A 14,071-nucleotide genomic window follows, 5' to 3' on the forward strand; every position below is an offset into this window, starting at 1 on the left:
TGCAGCGGCGGCAGTCCGAATTTCGCACCCTGGTCGACGTCGGCGCGAAATTCGGACTGCCGCCGCTGCCGCTGTCGCAGGTCGTGCTGTATTCACGCGTGCGCGATGCGCGCGCCGCCGCCGCATTGCGCAGGTTTGCCGACAGCCTTGCAATCTCGGCGTAAACTAGCTGGTTTCGCCGCCCGCAATCTCCAGAAGAATTCCAATGAAGCCCGAAGCCCGCATGCACCTCCGCGCCAACCTGCTGATGCTCGCCGCCGCCGCGATCTGGGGTTCGGCTTTTGTCGCGCAACGCCTGAGCCTCGACGTGATCGGGCCGTTCCTGTTCACGGGGCTGCGTTTCCTGCTCGGCGCGCTGGTGCTGGTGCCGCTGCTGATGCTGAACACGGCGTCACGCGCACAGCTCGCGGCCATCCGCCGCGAGCCGGCGCTGCTCTTGCCGGGCCTCACGCTCGGCGGGCTGCTCGCGGTATCGATCTCGCTGCAGCAGATCGGCCTGCAATACACGCGCATCGCCAACGCGGGCTTCATCAGCTCGCTGTACGTCGTGCTCGTGCCGCTGATGGGCGTGTTCGCACGCCACCGGATCGGCGCAGGCACGTGGTTCGGCGCGCTGCTCGCGGCGATCGGCCTGTATTTCCTCAGCATCGACGAGCACTTCTCGGTGCTGTACGGCGACTGGTTCCAGCTCGCCGGCGCCGTGATCATCGCCGCCCACGTGATGGCCGTCGGCCATTTTGCGAAGCGCCACGATCCGCTCGTGCTCGCGTTCCTGCAGTTCGTCGTGTGCGGCGTGGCGTGCCTCGCGGTCGGCCTCGCCGTCGAGCCGGTCAGCGGCGCGATGCTGCGCGGCGCGCTGCCGACGCTGCTGTACGGCGGACTGCTGTCGGTCGGCGTCGGCTATACGCTGCAGGTCGTCGCGCAACGCCACGCGGCGCCCGCGCACGCGGCCGTGATCTTCAGCATGGAAGGCGTGTTCGCGGCGATCGCCGGCTGGGCCGCGCTCGGCGAAACGCTGACGCTGCGCGCGCTCGTCGGCTGCGCGCTGATGCTGGCCGGCCTGCTCGCGTGCCAGTTGCTGCCGAACGGCGACGCCCGGAAAAAGGACGAGGACGCGCTGCCGGCGTGACACGCACCGTCCCTATAATGGCGGTTCGCGTGACTTCCACGCCAACCGCTTCCGACAGGCCAGCTCCGTGACGTCCACTTCCGTCGATCCCGCCGCCGACCTGCTGCGCGAACGCGCAGCGCACTACGCCACCCAGGCGGCGCTGTTCCTGCGCGACCAGGCACTCTCCACCGCGTCGCACGACCTGCGCAGCCCGCTGAACGCCATGCACAGCTGGGCATACGTGCTCGAGCGCCAGCTCGCCAACGCCGATCCGAACCTGCAACGCGCGCTCGCAGGCATCCGCACGGGCATCGACCAGCAAGTTGCGCTGATCGACGACGTGCTCGACGCGCCGCGCGCGGAAACCCGCACGCTCGCACTCAAGCCGCAGCCGTTCGCGCTGCGCCCGTTGCTCGACGACACGATCGCGCTCGTGCGTGTCGCGCTCGCCGACGCACGGCAGGTCGCGCTCGACGCGACGCTGCCGGACGGCGAACCGTCGTTGACCGCCGACCGCGAACGCATCGCGCAGGCGCTCTGGACGATGCTGACGGCCGCGGTCGAAGTCAGCGCCGCCGGCGGCCGCGTGACGTTCGCGTGCGCCCGCGACGCCGTGCAGTTCACCGCGCGCGCCACCTGCACCGTGAACGCCGGCGCGCTCGCCGATCCCGCGCAGCCGCACGCGTTCGAATCGTTCGCTCGCCGCGAAATGCTGCGCGAGCGCGACGCCAAGCGGATCGCCTGGTCGCTCGCGCTCTGCCAGCGGGTCGCGCTCGCACACGGCGGCACGTTCTCGCACGACGCGTTCGCCGATGGCGCGACCGCCACCATCACGTTCTCCGTCCCCGGTGAGGCGCCGGTGTAAGCAATCGGCCGTCCAGTACATTACAAATTCCTTTCTGGCTCTATACTGATGGGCCTGTCATAACCGGAGTGTTTCTTTGTTACAGATCTTCGCGCTCATCGGCGCGTTGTTCCTGGTGGCCCTGAACGGGTTCTTCGTCGCGGCCGAATTCGGCCTCGTCAAACTGCGCGCCACGCGCGTCAAGACACTGGCCCGCAAGCACGGCCTGCGCGGCCGCATCCTCGGCATCGTGCACGGCCGGCTCGACGCGTACCTTTCCGCGTGCCAGCTCGGCATCACGCTTGCGTCGCTCGGCCTCGGCTGGGTCGGCGAACCGGCCTTCGCGCAACTGCTCGGCCCGCTGCTCGACCTGATCGGCGTGCAGTCCGAACGCGTCGTGCACCTGGTCTCGCTGGTGTTCGCGTTCTCGCTGATCTCGTTCCTGCACATCGTCGTCGGCGAGCTCGCGCCGAAATCGATGGCGATCCGCCAGTCGGAAAAGGTCGGCCTGTGGGTCGCGCTGCCGCTGTACGCGTTCTACTGGGCGATGTATCCGGCGATCTGGGTGCTCAACAACAGCGCCAACGCGGTGCTGCGGCTCGCGGGGCTGTCCACCGACCACGGCAGCGATGCGCACTACTCGACCGACGAGCTGAAGCTGATCCTGCGCAGCCGCCGCAGCACGGCCGGCAATCCGGCCCAGCCGGCGCGCGGCACGTACAGCAACGACGAGTGGAACACGCTCGCGCATTCGCTCGATTTTTCGTCGATGACCGTGTCGGACCTGATGCGGCCGGCCCATGAAATGATCGGCCTGCGCCGCGACCTGCCGCTGCCCGACAACATGGAGATCGTCGCGCGGCACCGTTTCAGCCGCTATCCGCTGTTCGAGGATGCATCGCGCGAACAGGTGAGCGGACTGATCCACCTGAAGGACCTGCTGCTCGCGCGTCATGCCGGCGCAGCCCTCGAAGACCTGTCCGACTACGTGCGCCCCGTGCAGTACGTGAAGCCCGACACGCCGGCGCTCGACCTGTTCCGCCGCTTCCGCAAGGGCGCGCCGCACTTCGCGCTGGTCGGCAACAAGGGCGAGAAGCCGATCGGCTTCCTGACGCTCGACAACCTGCTCGGCGCGCTGGTCGGCCAGATCCACGACGAGTTCCGCCAGGGCGACGCCGACTGGAGCCGCCTCGACGACGGCACGCTGATGGGCAAGGGCAGCCTGCCCGTCGTGTCGCTCGAGCAGGCGCTCGGCATCGACATCGACGAAGGCCGCGCGGAATCCGTCGGCGGCCTCGTGATTCAGGCGCTCAGCGACCTGCCGACCGAAGGGCAGCGTGTGTCGTTCGACCGCTTCGACGTCGTCGTGAAGAAGATGAACGGGCCGCGCATCGTGCTCGTGCGCGTCTACCCGAAGATCGCGAAAGAGGCCGACGAATGACGGCCGCGCTTCGCCGCACGCGATGAACGCCACGCTGCCGCGCTGCTGCGTGATCACGCCGGAGCCGGCGTCCGCGTCGGCAGCCGATTGCGCGGCGTTCCTCGATCGATTGTCGGCCGTGCTCGCGCGCGGCGAGACGCTCGTGCAACTGCGCGTGAAATCGCTCGACGCAACCGCGTTCGCGTCACTCGCCGCCGAAGTGCTCGCGCGCTGCGACGCAGCCGGCGCGCACCTGATGCTGAACGGCCCGATCGATGCAGCCGGCGTGATGCGGCTCGGCAATGCCGGCTGGCATCTCGACGGCACCGCATTGCGCGCTGCCGCGCAGCGGCCTTTGCCGACGGGAAGGTGGGTATCCGCCGCCTGTCACACGCACGACGACCTGCTGCTGGCCGCGCGCGCCGGCGCGGATTTCGTCACGCTGTCGCCCGTGTTGCCGACGCTCAGCCACCCGGGTGCGCCGACGCTCGGCTGGGCGCAGTTCGAAACGCTGGCTGCCGAAGCCGCGATGCCCGTCTTCGCACTCGGCGGCATGACGCGCACGCACCTCGACGATGCGCGCCGCCACGGCGCATACGGCGTCGCAGGCATTCGCGGGTTCTGGTAGTTCGGGGATTTCCTGCGGTGCAGCCGGGCGCAGAGGCGCCCGGCCGTTCGGTTTCTTATCTGCTCACACGCTCAAGCGTTCAGGTTCGGACGCATTTCTCGCCACGCACCGTCATCGATGCGGCGCGCATCGTGCGTGAGCGCATACCGGTTGACGTCGCCCGTCAGCCACGCGACGAGCGAATACGGTGGCAATACCCGTTCATCGATCCGGTCGCGCGCACGGGCCGGCGTCTCGAACACGACCCGCCCTTTCGGTGCGTCGAACGGCAGCGCCTCGGGCGACAGGTTCAACGCGATCGTCAGCGTCTCGTCGTCGGCGAGCCGCCATGATGCAAGCAGCGCGTCGGCATCGCCGTCGCCGTCCGACTTCAGCGCACGCGCTTCCTGCGGCCGGCAATCGGACAGCCGCGGCGCGATCAGCTTCGCGCGCACTGCCAGCGCCGACTGCACGAAATGCGCGCGATCGATATCGCGCGCGGTTTCGTCGAAGATCAACGGAATCTGCGGCGTGAGCAGCGACAGCGCAAGCGCGGCCAGACCGGCCTCCTGCCCGTGGTCGCCCTGCCCGCTGTCGCGCCACGCGCCATCGGACAGCACCAGCGACGTCAACGACAACCCGCTGTCGGCAGCCATGCCTTCTCCCGATGCGGCCGGCTGGAACGCAGCCCCGGCCGCGGTCAGCGCGCGGGCGAGCGTGTGGATCGACTGGTGCGTGGAAATGCCTTCGTGGGCCGACGTGTCGCGCCCCGTCAGCCGGTGCAACGCGCGTTCGCCGCACCCGTTCCACTGCGCATCGAAATGGGTATCGGCAAGATGCGCCGGATGCCGCTCGCTGCCGAGTACGAGATGGATCAGCCGGTCGGCCGGCACGGCCGCGCGCACGCGATCCGCGATCTCGCGCAGCCACGACGCGCCGATCCGGTCGGCTTCGCGCAGGCGCAGCCCGTCGCAACGGTACTCGTCGATCCAGTACAGCGCGTTGTCGCAGAAGAAATCGCAGACTTCCGGATGATCGAGCGCGAGCGGCGGCGCCTGCAGCGGATCGTCGCGCGTATGGAAGAACGGCGCCGCGTAGTGGCGCAGCGCGTCGGTGCCGCTGCCGAAGCGCGCGTAGTCGAGCTCCAGCAGCACCGCGAGACCGTAGCCATGCGCACCGTCGATCAGCGCCTTCAGCGCGTCGGGGCCGCCTTCGGCCGCGAGCGGCGCGAACGGCAGGCTGTCGTGCGGCGACGCCAGCAGTTCCAGCGCAGTCACGCCGAGGCGCGCGAGTTGCGGCAGGCGCCGGCGCACGCCATCGAAGCCGCCTACCGCGTGCGGACGAATCGCATAGAGCGCGATGTCTTCCCACGCGCGTCCGTGCCAGAACGTGTTGCGCCACGTGAACGCGCGCGGATCGACGACCTCGCTCGGGCCGTTGAGCCCTTCGGGTTGCGAGCGCGACGCGGGATCGGGAATCGATACCGTATCGTCGAGGCGATAGCGGTAAAGCGCACCCGCACCACAATCGGCAAAGACTTCGAACCAGTTCGTGCCGGCGGCCGTCATCGGGACGAGCAACGGGCCGAAGCCGGTATCGAGTTCGAGCTGAACCTGCGCGCTGCCCGGCGCCCACACGCGAAAATGCGTGCGCGGCGTTGCGCTGAGCGCGCCACAGGGCTGTGCGCCGAACGGCAAGCAGTGAATGTGGTGCTGCGCATACGGATCGTGCGGACAATCGGACATCATGCGCTCCTCGTGCGTACCGAGCGGCATGGCCGCGCCAGCGGCGCGACACATCGGGGCCCGGCATGCGACGGCCAGGCGGGGGGAGAGAAACGAGTATGCGCCGGATTCGCCACCGCGATGCATCGTTCCCGGACATTTTTAAATACGAATCGACCCCGGGGAAAACCCGCATTCCGGCAGGTGCCGGCGAGTCAGGTAGCCGGCATACCGGAATGATCGCTCGCCTTGTTGCACCGGCTGCGCACGCTTACGCTCTGCGCCATGCTCGCGGACACGTCGTCCGCGCCCGACCCGAGGAACCCGCCATGTCGCTTCCCGCCAGCGCCGCCAAATTCGATCCGGCACGCGCACACGAATACGCCGAGCAATCCCGCATCGCGCTCGCCGGCTACGATGCCTGCCACGAACTCACCGCGTGCATGCTCGCGTCGGCAATCGATGCCCCCGATGCGCGAATCCTCGTCGCGGGCGCGGGCGGCACGGGGCAGGAAATCTGCGTGGCGGCCGCGCTCGAGCCAGGCTGGCGGTTCACGGCCGTCGACCCTTCCGCGCCGATGCTCGCGCTCGCGCGCTCGAACGTCGAGGCAGCGGGCTTCGGCACGCGCACGGCGTTCGTCGAGGACGGTGTCGATGCGTTGGCCGACACGTCCGCGTTCGACGGCGCGACGCTGATCGGCGTGCTGCATCACGTCCCGGGCAACGAAGCGAAGGCGGCGCTGCTGCAAGCAATCGCGCGGCGCCTGAAACCCGGCGCGCCGCTCGTGCTCGCCGGCAATCATCGCCGCTACGCGGACCACCCTCGCCTGCTCGACGCGTGGCAGCAGCGCTGGCGCATGAAGGGCGCGACGCCCGACGCCGTGCGCGCGCAACTCGCGAAGATCCTGCAGGGCGCCGATCCGCCCGTGTCCGAGGACGCCGTGTTCGGGCTGCTGCGCGATGCGGGCTTCGATGCGCCGCTGCGCTTTTTTGCGAGCCTGTTCTGGGGCGCGTGGATCGCGGTGCGGCGCGCATGATGGATCGGGGCGGCCGGCCAGGCGCAGCCGGCCAGACCCGGCCCGAAACGGCGCACGACGCGTTTCGCGTACGCGCCACACGCGCTGGGTATGATGGCGTTCCCGCCCCCACTTCCGGTGCCGACATGCTCACGGTCCATCACCTGAACAACTCGCGCTCGCAGCGCGTGCTCTGGCTGCTCGAAGAACTGGACGTGCCGTACGAGATCGTGCGCTACGCGCGCGATCCGAAGACGATGCTCGCGCCACCCGAGTTGCGCGCGATCCATCCGCTCGGCAAATCGCCTGTCGTCACCGACGACGGCCGCACGTACGCCGAATCGGGCGCGATCATCGAGTACCTGGTCGAACGCTACGGCAACGGCCGCCTGGCGCCGCCGCCCGGCACGCCCGAGCGGCACGACTACACGTACTGGCTGCATTACGCGGAAGGGTCGGCGATGCCGCCGCTGCTGCTCAAGCTCGTCGCACTGCGGATCGCGCACGCGCCGATGCCGTTCTTCGCCAGGCCGATCGCGCGCAAGATCGCCGCGACGCTGCAGTCGAGCTTCGTCGATCCGCAGATCGCGCTGCATCTCGGCTATATCGACGACACGCTGAGCCGCACCGGCTGGTTCGTCGGCGACGGCTTCAGCGCCGCCGACATCCAGATGAGCTTTCCGCTCGAAGCCGCGACCGCGCGCGGGGGCGACGGCCGGCACCCCGCGATCGCGCGCTTTCTCGACGCGATCCATGCGCGGCCGGCATACCGGCGGGCGCTGGAACGCGGCGGCCCGTACGAACTGCTCAAGTAGCCCGCGTCAACTCAGCAGGCCCGCCGCGACGTTGATCGACAGCCCGAGCACGGCCATGTTGAAGTAGAACGACAGGATCGACTGCGCGAGCACCGAGCGCCGCGCGGAGCGGTTCGTCAGCGACACGTCGGCCGTCTGCGACGCGACCGCGAGCGTGAACGCGAAATACAGGAAATCCCAGTAATCGGGTTCGGGCTTCTGGTCCGGGAAGCGCAGCGCGCGATCGTTGCTCGGCGAGCCGTAATAGAGCCGCGCGTAGTGCAGCGTGAAGATCGTCGGGATCAGGAACCACGCGCCGAACAGCGTCGCGCCCGTGATCGCGTAATGGCTGAGCCCCGCGCGGAACCCGACGCTCTTGGCGGTCGCGAGTTCGATCGCGATCGCGGCCACGCTCGCGACGGTCGCGATGCAGATGACCGTGAGCACGGTGGTCGCGTTTTCGTCGTCGCGGATCGCGATTTCGCGCACCTTGTGGTGGTGCGCGGTGACCATGCGCACCCACATCAGCGCGAGATACAGCCAGATCGCACAATCCCAGCCGATCAGCGCACGCACCGTCGGACGCAGCGGAAACGGCAGCAGCACCGCGCACAGCAGGCCGGCGACGAACGCCGCGACCAGGCGCGGCCGGTTGCGTAATACCTGCGGATAAAACGTCATCGTGTGATTCCGAAAGCAAATGGAAAGGTTCGGCCGGCGCGCGGAGCAGCCCTTCGCGCCGTACCGGCGGGTACCGCCCCGATTATCGTCATTCCATCGTGACGTGGCGATGGGCGCGAGCGCCTAAGATATTGGGATGACTGCCACCGCCCCCCTCTGCCACCATCCGGCGAACACGGCCGGCCGCGACCTGGTCGTCGGCGACCTGCACGGCTGCGTGGATGTGCTGCGCGCACTGCTGCACGACCTCCGCTTCGATCCGGCTCGCGACCGCCTGTTCTCGGTCGGCGACCTCGTCGACCGCGGCCCGGCCTCCGAAACCACCCTGGACCTGCTCGATCGCCCGTGGTGCCACGTCGTGCGCGGCAATCACGAGGAAGTGCTGAGCCTCGTGGCGCGCGGCAAGCTGTCGCCCGACGCGTGGCGCGGGATCGGCGGCGACTGGGGTGCCGACCTGCCGCCGGAACGGCTGCACGCGCATGCGGCGCGCGTCGACGCGTTGCCGCTGGTGCGCGTGATCGGCGACGGCCCCGGGCGCTTCAACGTGCTGCATGCGGAATTCTTCGGCTCGGACGCCGATCTCGACACGGGCAGCTATGCGCACGACGTGCGCGAGCGCTTGATCTGGGGCCGCGATCTCGTCCAGGGGCTCGCCGATCCGGCGCGGCAGGCCGGGCTGTCGCTGACCTGCACCGGGCATACGCCGGTGCGCGCGCCGCAGCGGATCGGCGCGCAGTGGTTCATCGACACGGGCGCGTTCGCACCGGCCGGGCGGCTCACGCTCGCCGAGCCGCGCACCGGGCGCACCTGGTCGATGACGCAGGCCGAAGCGCGCGAACGCCACGCGGGCGACTGGCCGCTGCCGTGACGCGCTGAGGCGCTGAGGCCCGCGTGCGAGCGGGCCCGACCTAGCCGACCTGGTTCAGTTCGAACACCGCGTCGACGGCCGAGCCGTTCCAGTTGTATTCGAGATAGGCCGCGTGATGGCAGTCGCGCAGCAGCGCGGTCCGGAACGCCGCCAGGCACTCGCCGCGCGGGTCGCGCACCGACGGATAGACGATCCCCGCGCCACCGGCATTGCGCACGGCGCGGCCGAGCGCCTGCCCGGCGCTGTAATCGAGCGGATGTAGCAACGCCGGATCGCGTTTCGGCCACAGGCGCACATCGGCCACGTCGCCTTGTGCGATCACCGTGTAGAGCCGCATCTGCTGCCGCATCGGCGGCTCCTTCGTCGCGGCCAGGAACAGTGCGCTGTGATAACGCGTCTCGGCGATCGCCGTATCGCGCGAGCGCGCGCAGTAGAACACGCCATAGCTGCCGTCGGAAAAGCGGCTGCCCTGCGGATTCAGGTGCGTGAACGCGGCCATGATCGGCCCCCAGCCCTGCCCGTAGCGGCGCTCGGCGGGCGGCACGAGGTCGAGCGAACCGACTTCGTTGCGGATGCGATCGTTGGTCAGCGACTCGAGTGCATAAAGCGCGTCGAAATCGTCCGCCGACGCCACGCGGTCGAACAGGTTGATCGCCGGAAAACGGGTGGGGATCACGCGATAGGCAGGCGCCCAGTCGACCGCGGTCGTGGGCCATTGTTGTACTTGGATCGGCATCGTCACGCCCAGCCACCTCGCATCGCGTCGAGATATTGCCGGACGGCGACCAGATCGCCGACATTGCCGGCGAGCATCCGGTCGAGTGCGCGCTTGCCGCCGAACGGCGCCGCGTCGTTGGGCCGCTTGACCCACGCATCGGCCGCGGCCGGCTGCGGCAGCAGGATCTGCAGCGCCTTGTAGATGCCGAGCAGCAGCGATAGCCGCTCGAGCGTATCGCGCGGCAGCCGCGCCGATTCCGGCGTGGCCTTCCACTTGAAGAACGTCGAACGGCCGGGCGAACCGAGCAGCACGATCTGCTCGTCGATCGTCAGCTCCCAGTCGCGCGCGATGTTGAAAAACGCACGCAGGCCGGCCGCCGACATCTGCGCGACCGAGGCCTGCGGCGGGGCGGAATGCGAATCGTAGGCGGGTTGTGACATGATCGTTAGTCTCGAAACGAATTTACTAACAAGATTAGTCCATTTTCGTATTTTTGCAAGGGTCGACACCCGGCGACCGGCCAGCACACCCGCCAAAACGATATTTTTTGTCCATTCTGGACTCTGATTTTATTTTCTGCGTTAATGGCCGTGCGGACACCGCGCGCAGACGCGGTTCGTGTCCGTGAAACCGTGTCGCACAGAAACCGGAAGCACCCGCCAAGGAACGCACCATGAAGAGACTGATTGCCGCTGTTTCGATCGCCCTGCTCGCGGTATCCGCAGGCCCCGCCGTCGCGAAGGACTGGACCACGATCCGCTTCGGCACCGATGCCAGCTACGCGCCGTTCGAGTCGAAGGCACCCGACGGCAAGCTGGTCGGCTTCGATATCGACCTCGGCAACGAGATCTGCGCGCGCCTGAAGGCGAAGTGCGTGTGGCTCGAGAACGATTTCGACGGGATGATTCCGGCGCTGAAGGCGAAGAAGTTCGACGCGGTGCTGTCGTCGATGTCGATCACGCCGCAACGCGCGCAGCAGATCGGCTTCACGACGAAGATCTACAACCAGCCGACGCGGCTCGTCGTGAAGAAGGGCTCGCCGCTGCTGCCGACGGCCGAATCGCTGAAGGGCAAATCGATCGGCGTCGAGCAGGGCACGACGCAGGAAACGTATGCGAAGGCGTACTGGGGCAAGCAAGGCGCGAACGTCGTGTCGTACCAGAACCAGGACGGCGTGTACGCGGACCTGACCTCGGGTCGCCTCGACGCGGCGCTGCAGGATGAAGTGCAGGCGGCCATCGGGTTCCTGAAATCGGCGCGCGGCGCGAACTACACGTTCGTCGGCCCCGAGCTCGTCGACGACAAGGTGCTCGGCATCGGCGCCGGCATCGGGCTGCGCAAGGAGGACACCGACCTGAAGGCGAAGATCGACAGCGCCATTCTCGACATCGTCAAGGACGGCACCTACAAGCGGCTCGCGTCGAAGTACTTCGACTTCGACATCTACGGCGGCTGAAACGGCGTCGCGCGCGTACGGGCGCCACTCCCGTCGCGCGCGTCCGACCGCCCCTCCCCTCACCACCTGACGGCAACGGCACGATGCCGTTTGCCGTCACATCGAATGCATCATCCGTCGCACGTACAGCACGACGCTGCGCATTTCATTCGGATTGCAGATTGATCGTTCGCGACGACGATGCCCGGCGCGAACGGATGTCGTGCGGCTTCGGTCAGTAGGCGAAGACCGGGCGTCGAGGTACCGGCGCCCGTGCGCACATGCCCTTGCGAATCGGGTTCGCGTGCAGGAAAGTGCCGACCCGGCGCGGATGACCGGCAATCAGCCGGATCCGCCTCGCACCGGGCGCGGAGAGATGGCCTGTCGATGCATGCCGGCCGGCTGCGAGAACGACGTTCGACCGGCGATGCTCCGAATCACTGCGATCGCGGCCTGCCGGCCGCGGCGTGTGGCGATCGATCATTTTTCTTCCCCGTATCAGTCTGATGGTTGTTCCGGCAACCGGGCGAGGCCGGTGCCCCGACGATCAGGCGACGACGCTCCGTGCTCGCCGGAGCGCGGCTGTAGTGCCGCGCGCCGCCGCATCCCCGCGGACTGGGTCCTGTCCGGTACTGACAGGGTTCGCTGCCGAACCGGACGGACCGTGCATCGTCGACTCTCGCACGCTCTCTTCCGCAAGGAGCGGGCCAGCTTCGCGCGAGCCCGGCCGGACAAGGGGTCGACCGGGCAGCGCGGCGCCCGGAACGGGGGCGGAATACCGGAAGTTGCGAAACTGAAACACGCGGTGCGCGGCACGCATCGGGCGCGTGGCGGCCCTGCCTTGCCGGATAAGGCTGAACAATGCAGTGCGGCATTTTTACCGAAACGCGGCCGGCCGTTCACCCCGATTTGCCGCGCCAATTTGCCTGGCCGCCGAGGCGAAACGTTTCATGCGCTTTACATGCCGTCGGCGGCGCGAAAATCGCGGGCCGCGCACGGCAGGAATCGGCCGGCGCCGGGCCGGCCGACTGCACGGCGATCGGGCGAACCCGGCGTGCGCCGTATCGGTTCACGCGTCGCGCGTGCGCCGCTCAGCCGACCCGCTGATGCCCCGCGTCGCCGGACGGCGCGCCATCGTGCCCGCCGTTGTCGCCGTTCCCGCCGTTGTTGTCGTGATCGTTCAGGCCGTGCTCGATCATCATCCGGTAGAGCGTCACGCGCGAAATGCCGAGTTCGGCCGCGGCCTTGTTGATGCGGTGATCGTTGCGCAGCAGCGCATTCTCGATCGCGGTGCGCTCGGCGAGCGCCCGCGCCTGTTCGAGCGTCACGGGCTCGGTTTCGCCCGGCGTGTCGAGCCCGAGATCGTGCGGCGTCAGCAGCCGGCTCTCGGCCATCACGATCGCGCGCCGCACGCGGTTGATCAGCTCGCGCACGTTGCCGGGCCATTCATAGCGCCGCATCGCGTCGAGCGCGGCCGACGTGAAGCCGCTGATCTTGCGGCCGCTGTCGGCCTTGTACTTCTGCAGCACGTAGTGCGCGAGGATGTCGATGTCCTTGCCGCGCGCGCGCAGCGGCGGCTCGTGGATGCGCAGCACGCACAGGCGGTGATAGAGGTCTGCGCGGAAGCGCCCGGCCTCGACCGCGCCGTCGAGATCCACGTGGGTGGCCGAGATGATCCGCACGTCGACCGGAATCGATTCCTGCCCGCCGAGCCGCTCGATCTTCCCTTCCTGCAGGAAGCGCAGCAGGCTCGCCTGGCTTTCGACCGGCATGTCGCCGATTTCGTCGAGAAACAGCGTGCCGCCGTTCGCCGATTCGATCCGGCCCGCGCGCCGCTGGTTCGCGCCGGTGAACGCGCCGCGCTCGTAGCCGAACAGTTCCGACTGCAGCAGGTGATGCGGAATCGCACCGCAATTGATCGCGACGAACGGCCCCTTGCCGCGGCCGGAGCGCTCGTGAATCGCGAGCGCCGTCAGCTCCTTGCCGGTGCCCGACTCGCCCGAGATGAACACGCTCGCGTCGGTCTTCGCGACCTTGCGGATCGTGCTGAACAGCTGCTGCATCGCCTCGCAGTTGCCGATCATCCCGTGTTCGCCGATCGACGCCGCATAGGCCGCGCCATCGACGCGATCGAGCGCGGCCATCCCGCGCGCATGGCCGAGCACGTGCGAAATCCATTCGTAGGGCAACGGCAGGGTCACGTAATCGAAGCAATAGCTGCGGATCAGTTCGCGCACGGCGGGACTGATCGTGATGCCGGCCTGCGCGATGGAGATCCAGCCGATCGACGGCTGGCTCAGGCATGCCTTCAGCGCGGGATAATCGCGCGACGTGAACCCGGTGAAATCGACCAGCCCGGCGGCGACGGTCACGCCGGACGTCATGTTCTGCGCGGCGCCGGCCGTCTTCGCGACGAAGATTTCCCAACCGAGCCCGCGCAGTTGCGCAAGCAACGGCTCGTCGGGCGAACGCATGATCACGAACAGCTTGCGTCCGTCTTCGGGCGCGGTAATGGACACATGCGTCATCTCGGGCACCGCATGCCCGTTTGCGTCAGGTGACCTAGCAACCATCGTTGTTCCCCGCTTGGCATTGGTATCGCGCGCCGGCGTCGCCGTCGCGTGCGACGGACCACGATCGAAACGACATATTGGCCGCATTTCCGTCCGAATAAAATCCCCCCGCGCATGAATCGCACGTGAGGTGGACATTGTCATGAACGGTATATCGATGCGGCCGGTGCGCGGCTAGATGGGTGTTATCCCGGTGGCGTGTGCGGCGCGAGCCCCGAGCGGGCGGCCGCGCGACGCGCAAAGCCGCGCCGGTGCTGGCGCGCGGGGTTCGCGGGCGAGG

At 68.3% G+C, this 14,071-nt stretch carries 13 protein-coding genes; 8 read left to right on the forward strand and 5 right to left on the reverse strand.

The window, feature by feature from the left end:
- Nucleotides 1-205 precede the first annotated feature (205 nt).
- From G3N61_RS34070 to G3N61_RS34085, 4 genes are all read left to right on the forward strand, one after another.
- A complete protein-coding gene (locus G3N61_RS34070; RefSeq protein ID WP_205824566.1) occupies nt 206-1,129 on the forward strand; it encodes a DMT family transporter in 924 nt (307 codons plus the stop codon).
- Nucleotides 1,130-1,196: 67 nt separating this feature from the next.
- Nucleotides 1,197-1,976 carry a HAMP domain-containing sensor histidine kinase gene (locus G3N61_RS34075; protein WP_043177839.1) on the forward strand — a complete coding sequence of 260 codons (780 nt, stop codon included), beginning with the start codon at nt 1,197-1,199 and terminating at the stop codon, nt 1,974-1,976.
- A gap of 76 nt (nt 1,977-2,052) precedes the next feature.
- Nucleotides 2,053-3,396 carry a hemolysin family protein gene (locus G3N61_RS34080; RefSeq protein ID WP_043177841.1) on the forward strand — a complete coding sequence of 448 codons (1,344 nt, stop codon included), beginning with the start codon at nt 2,053-2,055 and terminating at the stop codon, nt 3,394-3,396.
- A gap of 22 nt (nt 3,397-3,418) precedes the next feature.
- The gene (locus tag G3N61_RS34085; RefSeq protein ID WP_089453431.1) at nt 3,419-4,003 is read left to right on the forward strand and encodes a thiamine phosphate synthase; all 585 of its coding nucleotides are present in this window, start codon (nt 3,419-3,421) and stop codon (nt 4,001-4,003) included.
- Between the two features lie 71 nt (nt 4,004-4,074).
- Here G3N61_RS34085 and G3N61_RS34090 read toward each other — a convergent pair whose 3' ends face one another.
- Nucleotides 4,075-5,727, reverse strand: coding sequence for a DUF3459 domain-containing protein (locus tag G3N61_RS34090; RefSeq protein ID WP_043179147.1), 1,653 nt, complete (start codon nt 5,725-5,727; stop codon nt 4,075-4,077).
- Nucleotides 5,728-6,035: 308 nt separating this feature from the next.
- On the opposite strand from G3N61_RS34090, the gene G3N61_RS34095 reads away from it, so the two are divergent.
- Together G3N61_RS34095 and G3N61_RS34100 are read left to right on the forward strand one after the other, a co-directional pair.
- Nucleotides 6,036-6,743: a class I SAM-dependent methyltransferase gene (locus G3N61_RS34095; protein WP_089453432.1), complete on the forward strand. Its 708-nt coding sequence runs from the start codon at nt 6,036-6,038 to the stop codon at nt 6,741-6,743.
- A gap of 125 nt (nt 6,744-6,868) precedes the next feature.
- The gene (locus G3N61_RS34100; RefSeq protein WP_043177845.1) at nt 6,869-7,537 is read left to right on the forward strand and encodes a glutathione S-transferase; all 669 of its coding nucleotides are present in this window, start codon (nt 6,869-6,871) and stop codon (nt 7,535-7,537) included.
- Nucleotides 7,538-7,543: 6 nt separating this feature from the next.
- On the opposite strand, the gene G3N61_RS34105 is transcribed toward G3N61_RS34100, so the two are convergent.
- Complete coding sequence (locus G3N61_RS34105; protein ID WP_043177847.1) at nt 7,544-8,197, reverse strand: DUF1345 domain-containing protein; 654 nt, start codon at nt 8,195-8,197, stop codon at nt 7,544-7,546.
- Nucleotides 8,198-8,333: 136 nt separating this feature from the next.
- On the opposite strand from G3N61_RS34105, the gene G3N61_RS34110 reads away from it, so the two are divergent.
- Nucleotides 8,334-9,065, forward strand: coding sequence for a metallophosphoesterase (locus G3N61_RS34110; protein ID WP_089453433.1), 732 nt, complete (start codon nt 8,334-8,336; stop codon nt 9,063-9,065).
- Between the two features lie 40 nt (nt 9,066-9,105).
- On the opposite strand, the gene G3N61_RS34115 is transcribed toward G3N61_RS34110, so the two are convergent.
- Together G3N61_RS34115 and G3N61_RS34120 are read right to left on the reverse strand one after the other, a co-directional pair.
- Nucleotides 9,106-9,801, reverse strand: a complete 696-nt coding sequence (locus G3N61_RS34115; protein ID WP_043177860.1) for an RES family NAD+ phosphorylase — start codon at nt 9,799-9,801, stop codon at nt 9,106-9,108.
- Nucleotides 9,802-9,803: 2 nt separating this feature from the next.
- The gene (locus G3N61_RS34120) at nt 9,804-10,223 is read right to left on the reverse strand and encodes an MbcA/ParS/Xre antitoxin family protein (RefSeq protein WP_043177863.1); all 420 of its coding nucleotides are present in this window, start codon (nt 10,221-10,223) and stop codon (nt 9,804-9,806) included.
- Between the two features lie 233 nt (nt 10,224-10,456).
- Here G3N61_RS34120 and G3N61_RS34125 point away from each other — a divergent pair, with 233 nt between their 5' ends.
- Nucleotides 10,457-11,239 carry an ABC transporter substrate-binding protein gene (locus G3N61_RS34125; RefSeq protein ID WP_205824567.1) on the forward strand — a complete coding sequence of 261 codons (783 nt, stop codon included), beginning with the start codon at nt 10,457-10,459 and terminating at the stop codon, nt 11,237-11,239.
- A 1,070-nt stretch (nt 11,240-12,309) separates the two neighbouring features.
- Here the strand turns inward: G3N61_RS34125 and G3N61_RS34130 are convergent.
- Nucleotides 12,310-13,791, reverse strand: coding sequence for a sigma-54 dependent transcriptional regulator (locus tag G3N61_RS34130; RefSeq protein WP_089453564.1), 1,482 nt, complete (start codon nt 13,789-13,791; stop codon nt 12,310-12,312).
- Nucleotides 13,792-14,071 lie beyond the last annotated feature (280 nt).

It is taken from the genome of Burkholderia sp. Ac-20349, from assembly GCF_017104865.1.
Taxonomy (GTDB): domain Bacteria; phylum Pseudomonadota; class Gammaproteobacteria; order Burkholderiales; family Burkholderiaceae; genus Burkholderia; species Burkholderia aenigmatica.

What these genes read in the sequence shown, in the direction of transcription:
- G3N61_RS34070 (WP_205824566.1), top strand. Translation starts at nt 206, where the DNA reads ATGAAGCCCGAAGCCCGCATGCACCTCCGCGCCAACCTGCTGATGCTC.
- G3N61_RS34085 (WP_089453431.1), top strand. Translation starts at nt 3,419, where the DNA reads ATGAACGCCACGCTGCCGCGCTGCTGCGTGATCACGCCGGAGCCGGCG.
- G3N61_RS34090 (WP_043179147.1), bottom strand. Translation starts at nt 5,727, where the DNA reads ATGTCCGATTGTCCGCACGATCCGTATGCGCAGCACCACATTCACTGC.
- G3N61_RS34095 (WP_089453432.1), top strand. Translation starts at nt 6,036, where the DNA reads ATGTCGCTTCCCGCCAGCGCCGCCAAATTCGATCCGGCACGCGCACAC.
- G3N61_RS34100 (WP_043177845.1), top strand. Translation starts at nt 6,869, where the DNA reads ATGCTCACGGTCCATCACCTGAACAACTCGCGCTCGCAGCGCGTGCTC.
- G3N61_RS34105 (WP_043177847.1), bottom strand. Translation starts at nt 8,197, where the DNA reads ATGACGTTTTATCCGCAGGTATTACGCAACCGGCCGCGCCTGGTCGCG.
- G3N61_RS34110 (WP_089453433.1), top strand. Translation starts at nt 8,334, where the DNA reads ATGACTGCCACCGCCCCCCTCTGCCACCATCCGGCGAACACGGCCGGC.
- G3N61_RS34115 (WP_043177860.1), bottom strand. Translation starts at nt 9,801, where the DNA reads ATGCCGATCCAAGTACAACAATGGCCCACGACCGCGGTCGACTGGGCG.
- G3N61_RS34120 (WP_043177863.1), bottom strand. Translation starts at nt 10,223, where the DNA reads ATGTCACAACCCGCCTACGATTCGCATTCCGCCCCGCCGCAGGCCTCG.
- G3N61_RS34125 (WP_205824567.1), top strand. Translation starts at nt 10,457, where the DNA reads ATGAAGAGACTGATTGCCGCTGTTTCGATCGCCCTGCTCGCGGTATCC.
- G3N61_RS34130 (WP_089453564.1), bottom strand. Translation starts at nt 13,791, where the DNA reads ATGGTTGCTAGGTCACCTGACGCAAACGGGCATGCGGTGCCCGAGATG.